Here is a 14690-nt window from a genome sequence, read left to right on the forward strand (position 1 = left end):
AAACGTGTTATTGCTCTTGTTTATACAAAATTCTGCCACAATGCGGGCAAGTAACGATATCTTCGCCTTTTACAACCGCAGAGAAAGTTTTATCATTTATCTGCATGAAGCAGCCATAACAAGCTTGTTTTTTAACAGGCACAACGGCTGTGTTGTGAGCCCATTTTCTGATCTTTTCATAAAATGCTAGGATTTTTTGGTTCATCGCAGCGACAAGCTTATCTTTTTTAGCATAAACCTCTTTGCGCTCTTTTTCGATCTTTTCAAGCTCAGATGAAACCTCGCTTTTTATCTTTTCTAAATTTCCTTCAAGCTCTGTTTTTTTAGCATTTAGCTCATCTTTTTGAGCATTTTTATTGTCTATTAGTTTTTCAAGTCTAGCGATCTCTTCGTTTGCTGCTTCAAGCTGCTCTTTTGCGATATCTTCTTCAAGACCTAGAGCTTTTATCTCTTTTTCGCTTTTAGCGCTCGAGCTTTTTTTAGCTACGTCTTTGATCTTGGCGCTAAATTCTGCGATATGGGCGTTTGTGCCTGATTTTTGTGATTTTAGATCATTTACCTCTTCGTCAAGTCTTTCTACATTAACCGCTATAGTTTCACACTCTTCTTCTATGCTTTTATAAGCTTTTTCTACTTCTTGTATGCGCGGTGTGAAGCCGTCTATTTGTTTGTCAAGATCAGATAATTCAACTAATTGTTGCAAATATTTATTCATAATGTTTCCTTTTTTGTTAGCAATATGTAAATGGATTTTTAGAATTGCTTATTATAACTTCAATTTTTAGATTTTGCAAATATTTTGCTAAAAAATCACTAAAATAACGCTCGCTTTCATAGTGGTTTATGTCGATCAAATTTAGTCCATTTTCCTTTGCATAAAGGGCTTGGTGATACTTTAGATCGCCCGTTAAAAAGGCGTCTGCTTTGACATCTTGGATGAGATCTGCGCCGCTTCCAGTGCAGATGCAAATTTTAGAAATTTCATCTTTTGCATGAACTGCTCTTAAATTTTCTAGCCCAAGTTTTTCTTTTACAAATTTACAAAGCTCGCCAAATTTCATCTTCACATCAGCGTAGATCAAAAAGCCCTCTTTGCTTGAAATTTCAAGCCCCAAAACCTGCGTCACAAATTTTTCATTTAAAAATGCAAGATCGGCATTTGTATGAAGTGAGATGAGCGAGATATTTTTTATCACCATCTCTCTTATGAGCGAGCTTGGATAGAGGCTGTAGTCTAGGCACTTTAACCCCTTAAAAATGAGCGGATGATGGGTGATGATGAGCGAGTTTGGCAAGACATTTTGTAAAAGCTCGCTATCAATATCAAGGCTTAGATAAATTCGCTCAAATTCGCTGTCAAATGAGCCAACCTGCAGGCCGCTATTGTCCCAAGACTCTTGGCTTGCAAATGGGCAAATTTCATCTAAGATTTTATAAATTTCAGCTATTTTCATCAAATTTTACTTTTGCTCTAAGCTCTCTTTATATGTTAGCGCGCAATCTTTTGCAAGCTCGCGAATTTTTAAGATGTAGTCTTGTCTTTGCGTCACGCTTATCGCTCCGCGCGCATCAAGGACGTTAAACGTATGAGCTGCAAGCATGCAGTAGTCGTAAGCTGGCAGTGAAATTTTAGCCTCCAAGCAGCGTTTGCACTCGTTAAATGCGTTTTCAAACTGGTTAAAAAGCATATCAACATTTGCTACTTCAAAGTTATATTTGCTCCACTCATACTCGCCTTGTTTATGCACGTCGGCGTAGGTTACGATGCTGCCATTAGAGTCGTCCCAAACGATGTCGTAGACGCTATTTACGTCCTGCAAGTACATCGCTAAGCGCTCAAGGCCGTATGTTATCTCGCCAGATATGAGCTCGCATGCGATGCCGCCAACTTGTTGAAAATAGGTAAACTGCGTCACTTCCATGCCGTCTAGCCAGACCTCCCAGCCAAGCCCCCAAGCACCAAGTGTCGGGCTCTCCCAGTTGTCTTCGACAAAGCGGATGTCGTGATTTTTCAAATTTAGGCCAAGTCTTTCAAGGCTTTTTAGATAAAGCTCTTGGATATTTTCTGGACTTGGTTTTATGAGCACTTGAAACTGATAGTAAGCGCCAAGGCGGTTTGGGTTTTCTCCGTATCTACCATCAGTCGGACGGCGGCTTGGAGCTATGTAGGCAGTCGCCCAAGGCTTTGGTCCGAGGCTTCTTAAAAATGTCGCCTGATGATATGTGCCCGCACCTGCTGGCATGTCGTATGGCTGAAGTATGACGCAGCCTTGCTCTTGCCAATAGTTTTGAAGCGTTAGTATTATTTGTGAAAATGTCATTTTTTGCCTTTTATTTTATTGATATATAAATTTCTATTTTATTTTTTAGGTATTTTTCAAAGTCTGTTTTATAGGTTCTTTCTAGCTCGCTACTTTCAAAATATCTCCAAATTTCATCCCAAAATTTTGCAACATTTTGTGGCTCATTTGCAAAGCTAAAAAGAGCGTACTTTCCGCTTTGTATATTTAAATTTTCACTATCTTTTTGGCGTGATATTGTGCCGATGAAGTTATCGTAATGTCCATTAAAATCACTTTCGTAGTTACAGTAAACACTATAAATTTCACTCTTGCCATCATAGTATTCATTCATAAATTTGGACCATAAAGCTGGAATTTTGCCGTTGCCGTCCATTTCATCTTCATTTTTAGTGCGAGTTTTTACTCCATAAATTTCAAAGCTATTTTCTAAATTTATAATCTTCATAAACTACTTTTGTCCGTTAAAATTTTCAACCGCTTGGTTCCACATGAGCTTGTATTTTCGCTTTAGAAATTCAACTTCATCTTGTGAAATTTTAAGCTGTTTTGTAAGTGTTTCGACCGTTTTTCTATCCTCGTCATAGAGCTCTTGCATCGAAATGAGCGCCTCTTTTAAAAATTTATTCTCATTTCTTAAGGTCTCAAGCGTCTCATCTTTTGCGTCAAGCACCTTTTCGTGCAAATTTAGTATCGTGCCGATCGTCTTTTCAACAAAGCTAAAACCATCTTGGCTTTGCGGCTGCAAGGATAAATTTTGCGAAACACTAGGCACCACGCTCATCGTTCCCTCGCTCGCTTCTATCAAAATTTCTCCATTTTCCTCTTTGGTTTTTAAAACGCCACGATTTATCATATCCTCGATAACTTCGCGCTCCAAGTGCACAAGTTTGCAAAATTCATCAACTCCAAGATAGGTCTGCACCGCTTCTCCTTTTATAGTATCACTTCAACCTTTGAAGAATCATCCTCTAAAGCCTTTATCTTTGCCTCTCTGTCAGCTTTGAGCACATTTGCTAGCCCCTCATCTTCAAGGGCTAAAATTTGCACCGCAAGATAGGCTGCATTTATCGCGCCAGCCTTGCCGATAGCTAAGGTCGCCACTGGCATGCCACTTGGCATTTGCACAGTTGAGTAAAGCGCGTCTACACCGCTTAGAGCTGAGCCGGCCATTGGTATGCCGATCACTGGTTTTGTTGTGTTTGCAGCTATCGCTCCAGCTAGGTGAGCCGCCATACCAGCAGCTGCGATGAAGACTTTTGCGCCCTTTTTCTCGGCATTTGCGACGTATTCGCTAGTTCTTTTTGGGCTTCTGTGGGCTGAGCTGATTATCAGTTCATATTTTACGCCAAATTTCTCCAGAGTCTTTGCCGTCTCACTAACGATCTCATAGTCACTTTTACTTCCCATTATAATAGAAACAAATTTCATATTTTCTCCCTTAAAAAACTAAATTTTGGCAGCTTAACGCCGAGGTTTATCTCATTTTCATTGCCGCTGTGAATTTCGCTCATGATCTTGCCTTTTTTAGTGACAAGCTGCTTAAATTTGATAAATTTCTTGCCATCTTGCGAATAGACCTTTGAAATTTCATTTTCACTATCATCTATGTGTGAGCCAGTTGGCGCCACGATCTCGTAGCTCTTATCTGGGAAAATTTTATATTTGCACTTAAAAAACTCACCGTCTTCACTTATAGCATTTACCTGATGAGTGCCCTCTTCTAGGCTGCTCGTGTGATTTTGCGTATCGGTTCGCTCATAAGGTCTATGCACCAAGTAGCCGTCCGTAAAGCCACGATTTTTCAGCGTATTTATCTCATTTTCATAAATTTGCGCGTCAAATTTATCATCCATAGCGTCATCTATTGCCATTTTATAGGCTCTTGCCGTGCAGGCTGCGTAGTATTCGCTCTTTGTGCGGCCCTCTATCTTGAAGCTATCAATGACACCGCTATCAACGATCTCTTTGATGTGTGAGATAAGGCAAAGATCCTTTGAGTTCATGATGTGAGTGCCATTTTCGTCCTCTTCTAAGCGAAAAAGCACGCCACTCTCTTCGTTTTTGGCGTAGAGTTCATACTTAAACCTGCAGTCATTTGCACAGCTACCGCGGTTTGACATACGTCCGCTTTGCACTGAGCTTACTAAGCACCTGCCAGAGTAGGCAAAGCACATCGAGCCATGGACGAAAATTTCGATATCAAGGGTCGGAATTTCCTCTTTTATCTTTATAACATCTTTTAAATTCATCTCTCTAGCCACAACAATGCGTTTTGCACCCATGTCGTGATAAATTTTAGCGTCCAGTACGTTCATAACGTTTGCCTGAGTTGAGAGGTGTATCTCGATATCTGGAGCGATCTCTTTTGCTAGGCTCATAACGCCTGGAGTTGCGATGATAAAGGCGTCTGGCTTCATCGCTGAGATGGTTTGTAAGTGCCTTTTTAGCGGCTCTATCTGAGAGTTAAAAGGAAAGGCATTTATAGTCGCATAAAATTTCTTTCCCTTTTCGTGTGTGTAGTCTATCGCCTCTTTGAAAGTCTCAAGGTTAAACTCCCTTGCCGATCTAGTCCTTAGTGAAAAGCTAGCCACCGAGCCATAAACAGCGTCGGCTCCGTATTCAAGGGCGATTTTAAGTTTTGTTAAATTTCCAGCTGGAGATAAAAGCTCAGGCCTTTTTAGCACTATTTTTTACCCAGACTTTCTATCAAGGCTTCGATGTCGTCGTTACTGACAAGGTTTTCAGTCGTTGTGTCACCTGCGATATGAACAGCAGATCCCACGCGCTTATCGTCATCGATACGACCTTCAAACAATGTATTCATATATTTGCTAAGTGCCCTCATAACGTTGATAACACGCTCGATCTTTTGTCTGTGGATGTCTTGATACTGCATCATATCCATAGCCATCATGATCTCATCTTGTCCCATTTGTAAATTTGAGATGATATTATCGATCGTGCCAAGAAGCGAGTTGTTTTTCTCCAAAGCCTCGCTAAATGCGGCGATATTTGGAAATTTCTCACTTAGCGTTGTAAATAGCTCAACGTTTGAGTTTATCGCGTCTTTTAGGCTATTTGAGTCGCTCTCAGCATCCATAAAAAAGTTATTTATCGTCTCAAGCTTGTCAAACATCTGAGTAGCTTTCTCTTCGCTATCTCTTGTCACATCGTCAAGCTGATGCACCATTTTATGGTCTTCAGTTGGTGGTGGTGGTGGCCAAACGCCGTCTGCGCTCACTCTGTAGTTTTCGCTCTGTTTTGAGCTACTCTCTGACTTTGCTTGTGGCTCATCTGCTTTAGCACTCATTGCCTCTGCAACTTCTGCTACCTCGTCTGTTTCCTCTTTGACGTCCGCGACCTCTTGGCTGGCATCTTTAGTATCACCTAAATCATCCTCTAGTCCGCCTGCCATAAGCGCGTCAAGTTCCTCTTGGGTCATAAAAGCTCCTAATAAAATTTGCCTTGATTATATAGGATTTAAATAAAAAGAAAGTTTAAAAAGTATGCGTTTATCTTTAAATTTATCAAATTTTAGGTAGCATTTTTGAAAAATAAACGACTTTAAAAGGCTAAAAATGACCGTCGATCTTCACAACCACACACCTCTTTGCAACCACGCAGTTGGCGAACCGCTAGAATTTGTGAGATGCGCCATAAAAGCCGGCACAAGATACTTTGGCTTTAGCGATCACGCACCGATGAACTACGATGAAGCTTATAGGATGAAATTTGAAGAGATGCAAAGCTACGAAGACGAAATTTTACGTTTAAGAGAGGAATTTAGCGGTGAGATAGAAATTTTACTTGGCTACGAGATGGACTTTTTAGATGGTTTTATGGACGAGCGAGTTTTTGCTAGAAAGGTTGATTATCTAATAGGCTCTGTGCATTTTTTTAACGGCTGGGCGTTTGACAACCCTGAATTTATCGGTGGTTACGAGGGCAAAGACTTGGATCAAATTTGGCAAGAGTATTTTGACCACATAGAAAGATCAGCCAAACTTTGTAAATTTGACATCATGGGGCACATCGATCTTTTAAAGCTATTTAAATTTTTACCCAAAAAAGATGTCAGGATCTTAGCCAAAAACGCGATAAAAGCGATAAAAGAGGCAAATTTGGTAGTCGAGATAAACGCAGCTGGCTTTAGAAAACCTATCGGCGAGCAATATCCAAGCGTAAATTTACTTGAGCTAATCGCTGAAAATGACATCACTATCACCTTTGGCTCAGACGCTCATGCCAAAGAAGATATCGGTAAAAACGGCGAAATTTGCGAGCAGATAGCTAGAAATTTGGGATATTCAAAGTGTGCGATATTTAAAAATAGAGATAGAGAATTAGTAAAATTTTAGTTTGGGGTCAAATAAAATATAAAGATAATCTTAAATATAAAATTTTGTGATACAATACGAAAATTAAAAACCAGAAGGAGATAAAAAATGGGAAAATTTGTCCAAAACATCGATCATTTTTTTGATTTTTGCAAAGAAAATGAAGTTAAATTTGTAGATTTTAGATTTACCGATCTAAACGGCGCTTGGCACAGCATAAGCTACAACATAAAAGCTGTTACAAAAGAGAATTTCACAAACGGCATCCCAATGGACGCTAGCTCGATGAACGGCTGGCAGCCAATCGACAAGAGCGATATGATAATGAAGCCAGAAGCGACATCTGCGTTTTTGGACCCATTTACCTCTGACATCACAGTCGTTGTTTTTTGCGATATCTACGACATTTACAAAGGTCAAATTTACGAAAAATGCCCTCGCTCGATCGCAAAAAGAGCGATGCAATATGTAAAAGATAGCGGACTTGGCGACGAGGCATATTTTGGCCCTGAGAATGAATTTTTTGTATTTGACAACGTCAAAATCATCGACAGCCCAAACTGCGCGATGTATCAAGTAGATAGTGAAGAAGGCGAGTGGAACGACGCTGCGGACTTCAAAGATAGCTACAACACAGGTCACCGCCCACGCAGAAAAGGCGGCTACTTGATGACTCAGCCAATCGATAGCATGGTCGATCTAAGAGCTGAAATGATGCAAGTTTTAGAGCAAGTTGGCCTTGAAGTATTTTTAGGACACCACGAAGTCGCTCAAGGTCAGGGCGAGATCGGCGTGAAATTTGGCAACTTAGTCGAGGCTGCTGACAACGTTCAAATCTACAAATATGTCGTTCGCATGGTCGCTCACCTAAACGGCAAGACAGTTACTTTTATGCCAAAACCACTTTATGGCGACAACGGCAGCGGCATGCACGTGCATCAATCAGTCTGGAAAGATGGCAAAAATTTATTCTACAAAGAGGGCAACTACGCAAATTTAAGTGACTTTGCAAGGCACTACATCGGCGGAGTTTTAAAACACGCAAGAAGTGTCGCAGCCTTTACAAACCCTAGCACAAACAGCTACAAACGCCTAATCCCAGGCTTTGAAGCGCCATCTATCCTCACATACTCTAGCCAAAACCGCTCAGCGAGCATCCGCATACCTTACGGCGCTGGCGAGAAGTCAGTTAGAGCTGAGATGAGATTCCCTGATAGCACGGCAAACCCTTATCTAGCCTTCTCAGCGATGCTAATGGCAGGCCTTGACGGCGTTAAACACAAATACGAGCCAGTTGGTCCGATGGATGAAAATTTATTTAAACTTCACCTTGATGAGATCAGAGAACGCGGCATCGAGCAGCTCCCACACACGCTTCGTGGCAGCCTTGAAGCGCTTATCCGCGATAACGAATACCTAAAACCGATAATGAGCGATCTTTTCATCGACACTTATCAACACATGAAATTTGAAACTCAGGTTTGGCCTTACGAAGCGCGCCCAACCGCTTATGAGTTTAAGACTTGCTTCTCTTGCTAAAACGCAATCTCCAAGCTTTTTTGGGCTTGGGGATTTTTTTTAAATATAAAGTCTATATAGTTAAATTTTGATCTAAATTTGGCTTTACGCACAAGAATAAATTTTAAATTTAATAAGCCCAAACTCATGCAAATTTAGAAATTTAAGCTCATATCCAAAAAAGCCATGGCGGATAAATTTAAGACTTCAAGCTTTAAACATAAAAACAAGAACACCTATCAAAATTTTGGCTACTTTTGTTTAGAAATTTTGTCCAAAAGGATAAATTTAAAAATCAACAAGTCATAGCCATTGTAAATTTGTTTTTTAGTTTAGAGATTTTTCCAAGCAAAAATGGTCATAGCAGATAAATTTTGGCTTTAAATTTAAGCATCAAAACAAAACAACAAGCTAAATTTGACTAATTTTATTTAGAAATTTTGCTTTAGAAAGGTTAAATTTAATAAGCCTAAGTTCATGCAAATTTAGAAATTTAAGTTTATATCCAAAAAAACCGCATCGGATAAATTTTAAACTTCAAATTTGAAATATAAAATCCTACGGTGGTTAAAAATAGAATTAAATTTTATTTTGCAGACAGGGAGTAAATTTGCCAAAGCTTTAAACTTATCTGCCTAATTAAAAGGTCAAATTTAACAAGCCCTGGCTCTTTTAAATTTGCAATATAAATTTAGAGCCAATATTGCCACAGCAGATAAATTTATTAAAAAAGCTAAATTTGACCACTTTTGTTTAGAAATTTAGATCAAAAAGTCAAATTTACAAAACAGCCAAACCCCTAGCTATTTTGCACTTCAGGCTGTCCAAAGAGCCTATTTGCCTCTTTTATCACGCCCTCTTCCCTTTGCTTTTTAAGCTCCTCTGGACTTTTGCTCTGACTTAGCGACATCAGCTCTTTTGCAAAGTCATTTTGCGGCTGAGATAGCGTATTTACGCTAGTTTCAGGCGCTACCTCGGGCTTGCTTACTGGCTCATCTTTTTGCTCGTCTTGCTGTCTAGCCTTTATCTTAGCGATCTCCTCGTCAAGGTAGCTATATTTATCCTGTGGCTCTTGTGGCGGAGTTTGCGGCTCAGGCTTTGGGGCTGAAATTTGAGTTTTAGCATTTACGATCTTTATTTTTTTACCAAAAATTGTATGTAAAATTTCATGCATTACGCCCCAGCTTTTTTTGAAAAATGCCAGCTCGTCGCCAGTTGCATTGACGACTAAGCCAAGCTCATTCTCATTTAAAAAGCTAAAACTTATGTGATTTTTAAAAATTTCTCCAAGCTCAAAGCTTCTATCATAAATTTTTGCCACAAACTGCTCGTACGGAGACTTTGGCGCTTCTCTTACGGCTAAAATTTGCTCACTCACGCCAGCTTTTGGCTCTATAGCCACGCTAGGCTCGCTCTTAGCAAGCTTTATGGCTTCATCGATATCTTGTAAATTTAGCGCCTCTATCATCATAAAAAGCATAAGCATCAGCACAAAGCCATTGTCGCTTGATACGCTTAGCATCGACTTTGCCTGCGCCAAAATCCTAAAAAATCTCTCATATATAAGAAGTGAAAATTTTGGGTCATTGTCTAAAAATCTCTGCTTTAAATTTGCCAAAATTTCATCTATGATCATATCTGGCTCATAGGTCTCAAGCTCGGTTACTAGCACCCTAATGGCGTTTTTATCGGCATTTGCAACGTGCTCGATGATCTGCTCGATCCTACTTGGATCAAGAAGTCCGAGCATCGCTGCCACGCTTGATTTTGTGATATTGCCAGCGCCATAAATGATAGCTTGATCAAGCAGCGTTAGCGTATCTCTTAGCGAGCCGCCGCCACTTCTAGCTAGTATCTCAAGCGCCTCCCTCTCGTAGCTCACGCCCTCTTTGCTAAGGATAAATTCAAGGTGTTTTACGATCTCATATCTGCTTATCTGCTTAAATCTAAAATGCTGCGTCCTTGAAAGCACCGTTGTTGGCAGCTTAAGTGGGTCGGTAGTCGCTAAGATAAATTTAACATAGCTTGGCGGCTCTTCAAGCGTTTTAAGAAGGGCATTAAACGCCTCTTTTGTTAGCATATGCACTTCGTCGATGATAAAAATTTTATATCTAGCAGCCGTCGGAGCGTACTTTGTCTGCTCGATAAGCTCCCTTATGTCGTCGATCTTTCTGTGGCTGGCTGCGTCCATCTCGATGATGTCCATGTGGCGCGACTCGTTTGCCATCACGCACTGCGCGCAGACCTCGCAAGGCCTAGAAGTTGGCCCTTTCTCGCAGACCAAAGCCTTTGCAAATATCCTAGCGCTCGATGTCTTGCCACTTCCCCTAAGGCCTGAAAACAAATAAGCATGGCTCACTCTGTTCTCATCAAGTGCGTGGGTTAGGCTCTTGCTTACGGCTTCTTGTCCGATGAGCTCGTCAAAATTTTTTGGTCGATATTTTAGGGCTAGTGCTTGCAACTGCTTTCCTTTTTGCAATTTTAATTTGCTGATTTTATAAAAAAAGGCATAAATTTATGGTTATGATAAAGTTAAATTTTGCTAAATTTAAGCCAAACTTTAGCGGAAAGGATAAATTTGCAAGCATTTATATCTGGATTTTTCACCTCTTTATCACTCATTTTAGCTATAGGCGCGCAAAACGCATTTGTGCTAAAACAGGGCATCAAAAGAGAAAATATCTTTATCATCTGCCTTATTTGCGCTATTAGCGATGCTGCCTTGATCTTTGCAGGAGTTTTTGGACTTGCTAGCCTCGTGCAAAATTTTTCTATCATCAAGCAAATCGCCCTATATGGTGGCTTTTTATTTTTACTATTTTACGCACTAAAGAGCTTTCACACGTGCTTTTTTAAGGACCTTAGCATGGATACCAGCAGCGATTATGCCAGATCAAATTTAAAGAAAAATATCCTTTTAACGCTCGCTTTTACCTGGCTAAATCCTCACGTCTATCTTGACACGATGATACTAATAGGCTCAGTTTCTACTAAATTTAAAGATGAAAATTTGATATTTGGCGTGGGTGCTAGTCTTGCCTCGTTTTGTTTTTTCTTCACACTTGGCTATCTGGCTAGGTTTTTAGCGCCCATTTTTGCAAGGCCCATCTCTTGGAAAATTTTAGAGTTTTTTGTCGGTCTCATAATGCTCTCCCTTGCTTTCATGCTCATTTTTGCTAGCTTCTAGCCTCTTTTTTAGCGCCTCTTTTTTGCGAAGTTCGAGCGCATAAGCTTCATTTAGCGCGTCTTCGCCATCTAAATTTGCTCCGTCTAAAAATTTGCGGTAGTCTTCAAACTGCCTATTTTTTATCCCCCAAAGCACGCCAAAAAGCAAGGCCGCCCCCATCAAAACAGAGACCAAAACAAGCATCGCAAGAGTCGTTGTATCCACTATCTATCCTTAAATTTTCTAACTATAAAAAGCGAGTTTAGTATGACGCTTAGCGAGCTTGCCGACATGAAAAGCGCGGCAAATAGCGGCATGACGTAGCCACAGACAGCAAATGGCAGGCTAAGGGCGTTATAAAGCAGGCAAAAGAGTAAATTTTGCTTTATCGTTTTATAGGTAAATTTTGAAATTTTCACCGCTTTTGCAAGACTTTGCAGGCTATCATCAAGTAGCACCACGTCGCTTTTCTCTAAGCTCACCGCCGCGCCACTTCCCATACAAATAGCCACGTGAGCGAGGCTAAGCGCGGCTGCGTCGTTTATGCCGTCTCCAACCATCAGCACCTTTTTGCCCTGCTGTTTGAGACCAGCTATAAATTTAGCCTTCTCATCAGGCAACATCCCTGCTCTAAACTCGCTCACACCAAGACCATCTGCCACATTTTTTACCTCATTTTGCACGTCGCCACTTAGGATAAAGGTCTCTAATCCAGCTGCTTTTAGCTCATCTATGAGAGCCTTTGCTTCGGGCTTTACGCTATCTTTTAGGTAAAATTTAGCCACCAGCTCGCCCTGCTTGCCAACAAAAAGGCTCACATTTTCTTCGCTCTCATCAAATTCCACCCCATTTTCAGCCAAAAAGCGCTTGCTCCCAGCGACAAAACGCTCACCCGCAATATCAGTGCTAACTCCCTTTGCCACGCTTAAATTTGCATTTTCAAGCTCAACTTTTTTTGCACCCTTTTGTTTTAAAAACTCGGCCACCGCAACGCTTATTTGGTGATTTGAGATGAGGCAAAGCGAGTAAATTTTATCTATATCCACGCCCTCTTTTATAAAAAACTCGCCAACTTCAAATTTAGCCTTTGTGAGCGTCCCAGTCTTGTCAAATACCGCCACATCGCACTTTGCTAAGCTTTCAAAAAATTTAGCCTCCTTAAAAAGCACCTTGTTTTTAAAGGCAACCCCAAGGGCGCAAACGCTGCTAACTGGCGTGGCAAGGGCAAGCGCACAAGGGCAAGCGATCACGATGACGCTCACAGCTGTCACTACCGCTTCTGAAAAGCTAAATTTAAAGTACCAAAACCAAAATGTAAAAAACGCTAAAGTTAGCACACTAAGAGAGAATTTCGAGGCGATTTTATTGACTGCTAGCTCGATATTTGGCTTTTTTAGCTCTGCATTTTGGAGCAAATTTATAAGCTTATTAAGGTATGAGTTTTTAAAAATTTGCCTTGCCTCATAGACGATCTGCCCGTTTAGACAGATGACACCGCTTTTAACCTCGCCACCACAGCTTAGCAAAAGTGACAAACTTTCGCCTGTTAGGCTTGAGCTATCGATACTTGCCTCACCGCCAAGCACCACTCCGTCAATCAGCGCTCTTTCGCCAGCTCTTAGCACGATCTTTTCGCCTAAATTTACATCCTTTGGCTCTTTTAAAATGTCCTTACCATCCTCCAAAACGCACACTTTTGCAAGCAGCATATCGCTTAAGAAATTTGATGTTTCAAGTGCCTTTTTCTTGCCTAAAATTTCTAAAAATTTACCGATAAAAACAAAGGTTATGATCATAGCAACCGAGTCAAAATAGCTCTCGCCGCTTCTCGTAAACATCGCAAAGATCGAGTAGATATATGTTATGCTAGCCCCAGTGATAACGAGCAGGTCCATATTTGGCGAGGCGTTTTTAATGGCTATTTTCGCCCCTTTAAAAAACTCGCTGCCAGTGTAGAAAAGCACTGGCGTTGCCAGCACAAACTGCGCAAAGCTTAGCAGATCCTTCACGTCGCTTCTAATGCCGCTAAAGTAGCCGCCATACTGCGCGATCGCCAGCCACATGATATTCATCGTGGCAAAGACGCCAACAAGCGCTTTTGCGTAGAAATTTCGCCTTTTTTTGACTAGTTCGTCCTCTTTTTGGCTCGCTGCGTAGGCCTTTGGAGTGTAGCCAACGGCGTAAATTTTCTCAATTATCTGTTCCACCAAAAGCTCTTGCTCGTCAAAAACGATGACTGCCTTTTGGCTAAGCGAGTTGATATTTACCTCCAAAATGCCAGGCAGACTAAAAAGCGCCTTTTCAAGCAGCCAGATGCACGCTGAGCAGGTTATGCCGTCAATGAGAAGTGAAATTTTAGAAAACTCGCCCTCTTTTGTCACTAGCTCGCTAAAATTTGCCGCTAAATTTTTGACATTTGCGCCGCTACTTGCAGGATTTAGCGTATTTTTGCCAAGTCGTTCATAAAACTCGCCAAGACCACTTTCATTTAAAATTTCATAGACACCTTTGCAGCCAGCGCAGCAAAACTTAAGCCCGTCACTAGCCTCTATCATCGCGCTTTCATCAAAGCTTTGCTTGCAGTGAGCGCACCTACACTTCACGGGCGCTTCTTTTTAAGCTGGTCTAAATAGCCGTATATCGTGATCTTTGAGACGTTTAGCTTGGCTGCCACGACCTCGATAGCGCCCTTTATGTTAAAAATGCCCTTTTCGTTCATAAAGCCCACTAGCTCTAGCTTTTGCTCCTTTTTGAGCTTTTTGCCCTCGTTTTTGGCGATGATCTTGTCGATCAAATTTAAGACGATCTGCATCACATCGTCGTTTTGCTCGCTCTTTGGCTCATTTTCACTCGTTTTTAAGAAATTCCCAGCCATTTCAAAAAGGCTCTTTGCCACGCTTGCATCGACATTTACGCATATCGCTCCGATGATCTCGCCGAGCTCGTCTCTTATGAAGGCGGTTGAGGACTTTACCAGTTTTTCATCCTTTGTAAAAAAGTAGTTTGCCACGTAGTCGTCTTTGAAATTTTTGCTGTTTAAGACCTCGCTTACAAGGTGGTCAAAGCTTTGTCCGACCTTTCTGCCAGTGACGTCGCCAGCCACGTAAACGACTGAGCGCTGTGGGTTTGAGAGATCGTGCAGGACGACTTCGCAGGCAAATGGCGAGCTTTTTTGTATGAGATTTGCCGTTGGGATAAATGCCTTTAATATAGGATGCATAAGGCGCCTTTTGTTTTTGTTTAAGTTTAGCCAAAATATTTTTAAATTTTCGATAAGAAAAATATAATTTTTTATGAAAATTTGTGAAATTTAAGTGGTAATAATAATTTTTTATCTATAATTTTTTAAATTTTTAAGGAGAAAAT

At 40.8% G+C, this 14690-nt stretch carries 15 protein-coding genes; 3 read left to right on the forward strand and 12 right to left on the reverse strand.

Features of this window, described 5'->3' with window-relative positions:
- Positions 1 to 7 precede the first annotated feature (7 nt).
- Genes F3G88_RS06800 through F3G88_RS06835 form a run of 8 tightly spaced genes read right to left on the reverse strand, consistent with a single transcriptional unit; the run spans position 8 to position 5745 of the window.
- Entirely contained in the window at positions 8 to 715 is a 708-nt protein-coding gene (locus tag F3G88_RS06800) for a zinc ribbon domain-containing protein (RefSeq protein ID WP_002941798.1), read from the reverse strand.
- A 16-nt stretch (positions 716 to 731) separates the two neighbouring features.
- The gene (locus F3G88_RS06805; protein ID WP_149715714.1) at positions 732 to 1454 is read right to left on the reverse strand and encodes a Nif3-like dinuclear metal center hexameric protein; all 723 of its coding nucleotides are present in this window, start codon (positions 1452 to 1454) and stop codon (positions 732 to 734) included.
- Between the two features lie 6 nt (positions 1455 to 1460).
- Positions 1461 to 2321, reverse strand: a complete 861-nt coding sequence (gene glyQ / locus F3G88_RS06810) for a glycine--tRNA ligase subunit alpha (protein ID WP_103573266.1) — start codon at positions 2319 to 2321, stop codon at positions 1461 to 1463.
- A gap of 10 nt (positions 2322 to 2331) precedes the next feature.
- Entirely contained in the window at positions 2332 to 2748 is a 417-nt protein-coding gene (locus tag F3G88_RS06815) for a GyrI-like domain-containing protein (protein ID WP_149715715.1), read from the reverse strand.
- Positions 2749 to 2751: 3 nt separating this feature from the next.
- Positions 2752 to 3225 carry a DUF3972 domain-containing protein gene (locus F3G88_RS06820; RefSeq protein ID WP_002942132.1) on the reverse strand — a complete coding sequence of 158 codons (474 nt, stop codon included), beginning with the start codon at positions 3223 to 3225 and terminating at the stop codon, positions 2752 to 2754.
- Between the two features lie 11 nt (positions 3226 to 3236).
- On the reverse strand, positions 3237 to 3731 hold the full coding sequence (purE, locus tag F3G88_RS06825) for a 5-(carboxyamino)imidazole ribonucleotide mutase (RefSeq protein ID WP_149715716.1): 495 nt from the start codon (positions 3729 to 3731) through the stop codon (positions 3237 to 3239).
- Positions 3728 to 4987: a peptidase U32 family protein gene (locus tag F3G88_RS06830; protein ID WP_149715717.1), complete on the reverse strand. Its 1260-nt coding sequence runs from the start codon at positions 4985 to 4987 to the stop codon at positions 3728 to 3730. The genes purE and F3G88_RS06830 overlap by 4 nt, the downstream gene beginning before the upstream one ends.
- Complete coding sequence (locus tag F3G88_RS06835; protein WP_103567337.1) at positions 4987 to 5745, reverse strand: chemotaxis protein; 759 nt, start codon at positions 5743 to 5745, stop codon at positions 4987 to 4989. The genes F3G88_RS06830 and F3G88_RS06835 overlap by 1 nt, the downstream gene beginning before the upstream one ends.
- A gap of 136 nt (positions 5746 to 5881) precedes the next feature.
- Here F3G88_RS06835 and F3G88_RS06840 point away from each other — a divergent pair, with 136 nt between their 5' ends.
- On the forward strand, positions 5882 to 6661 hold the full coding sequence (locus F3G88_RS06840; RefSeq protein WP_149715718.1) for a histidinol-phosphatase: 780 nt from the start codon (positions 5882 to 5884) through the stop codon (positions 6659 to 6661).
- A gap of 87 nt (positions 6662 to 6748) precedes the next feature.
- Complete coding sequence (gene glnA / locus F3G88_RS06845) at positions 6749 to 8179, forward strand: type I glutamate--ammonia ligase (protein ID WP_103575036.1); 1431 nt, start codon at positions 6749 to 6751, stop codon at positions 8177 to 8179.
- A gap of 778 nt (positions 8180 to 8957) precedes the next feature.
- Here glnA and F3G88_RS06850 read toward each other — a convergent pair.
- Positions 8958 to 10619, reverse strand: a complete 1662-nt coding sequence (locus F3G88_RS06850; RefSeq protein WP_149715719.1) for a DNA polymerase III subunit gamma/tau — start codon at positions 10617 to 10619, stop codon at positions 8958 to 8960.
- 117 nt (positions 10620 to 10736) lie between these two features.
- Here F3G88_RS06850 and F3G88_RS06855 point away from each other — a divergent pair, with 117 nt between their 5' ends.
- On the forward strand, positions 10737 to 11345 hold the full coding sequence (locus F3G88_RS06855; protein WP_223228742.1) for a LysE/ArgO family amino acid transporter: 609 nt from the start codon (positions 10737 to 10739) through the stop codon (positions 11343 to 11345).
- Here the strand turns inward: F3G88_RS06855 and ccoS are convergent.
- From ccoS to F3G88_RS06870, 3 genes are read right to left on the reverse strand one after another with little or no spacing between them, the layout of a single operon-like run.
- The gene (gene ccoS, locus F3G88_RS06860) at positions 11280 to 11549 is read right to left on the reverse strand and encodes a cbb3-type cytochrome oxidase assembly protein CcoS (RefSeq protein WP_149715721.1); all 270 of its coding nucleotides are present in this window, start codon (positions 11547 to 11549) and stop codon (positions 11280 to 11282) included. The two genes, F3G88_RS06855 and ccoS, sit on opposite strands and share 66 nt — an antisense overlap.
- Complete coding sequence (locus F3G88_RS06865; RefSeq protein WP_149715722.1) at positions 11549 to 13927, reverse strand: heavy metal translocating P-type ATPase; 2379 nt, start codon at positions 13925 to 13927, stop codon at positions 11549 to 11551. The genes ccoS and F3G88_RS06865 overlap by 1 nt, the downstream gene beginning before the upstream one ends.
- A complete protein-coding gene (locus F3G88_RS06870) occupies positions 13924 to 14544 on the reverse strand; it encodes a helix-turn-helix transcriptional regulator (RefSeq protein WP_149715723.1) in 621 nt (206 codons plus the stop codon). The genes F3G88_RS06865 and F3G88_RS06870 overlap by 4 nt, the downstream gene beginning before the upstream one ends.
- Positions 14545 to 14690 lie beyond the last annotated feature (146 nt).

It is taken from the genome of Campylobacter concisus, assembly GCF_902460675.1.
Classification (GTDB): domain Bacteria; phylum Campylobacterota; class Campylobacteria; order Campylobacterales; family Campylobacteraceae; genus Campylobacter_A; species Campylobacter_A concisus_AJ.

Excerpts from the sequence above, each read along its gene's own strand:
- F3G88_RS06835 (WP_103567337.1), bottom strand. The coding sequence starts at position 5,745 with ATGACCCAAGAGGAACTTGACGCGCTTATGGCAGGCGGACTAGAGGAT.
- F3G88_RS06805 (WP_149715714.1), bottom strand. The coding sequence starts at position 1,454 with ATGAAAATAGCTGAAATTTATAAAATCTTAGATGAAATTTGCCCATTT.
- F3G88_RS06815 (WP_149715715.1), bottom strand. The coding sequence starts at position 2,748 with ATGAAGATTATAAATTTAGAAAATAGCTTTGAAATTTATGGAGTAAAA.
- F3G88_RS06800 (WP_002941798.1), bottom strand. The coding sequence starts at position 715 with ATGAATAAATATTTGCAACAATTAGTTGAATTATCTGATCTTGACAAA.
- glyQ (WP_103573266.1), bottom strand. The coding sequence starts at position 2,321 with ATGACATTTTCACAAATAATACTAACGCTTCAAAACTATTGGCAAGAG.
- F3G88_RS06840 (WP_149715718.1), top strand. The coding sequence starts at position 5,882 with ATGACCGTCGATCTTCACAACCACACACCTCTTTGCAACCACGCAGTT.
- glnA (WP_103575036.1), top strand. The coding sequence starts at position 6,749 with ATGGGAAAATTTGTCCAAAACATCGATCATTTTTTTGATTTTTGCAAA.
- purE (WP_149715716.1), bottom strand. The coding sequence starts at position 3,731 with ATGAAATTTGTTTCTATTATAATGGGAAGTAAAAGTGACTATGAGATC.
- F3G88_RS06870 (WP_149715723.1), bottom strand. The coding sequence starts at position 14,544 with ATGCATCCTATATTAAAGGCATTTATCCCAACGGCAAATCTCATACAA.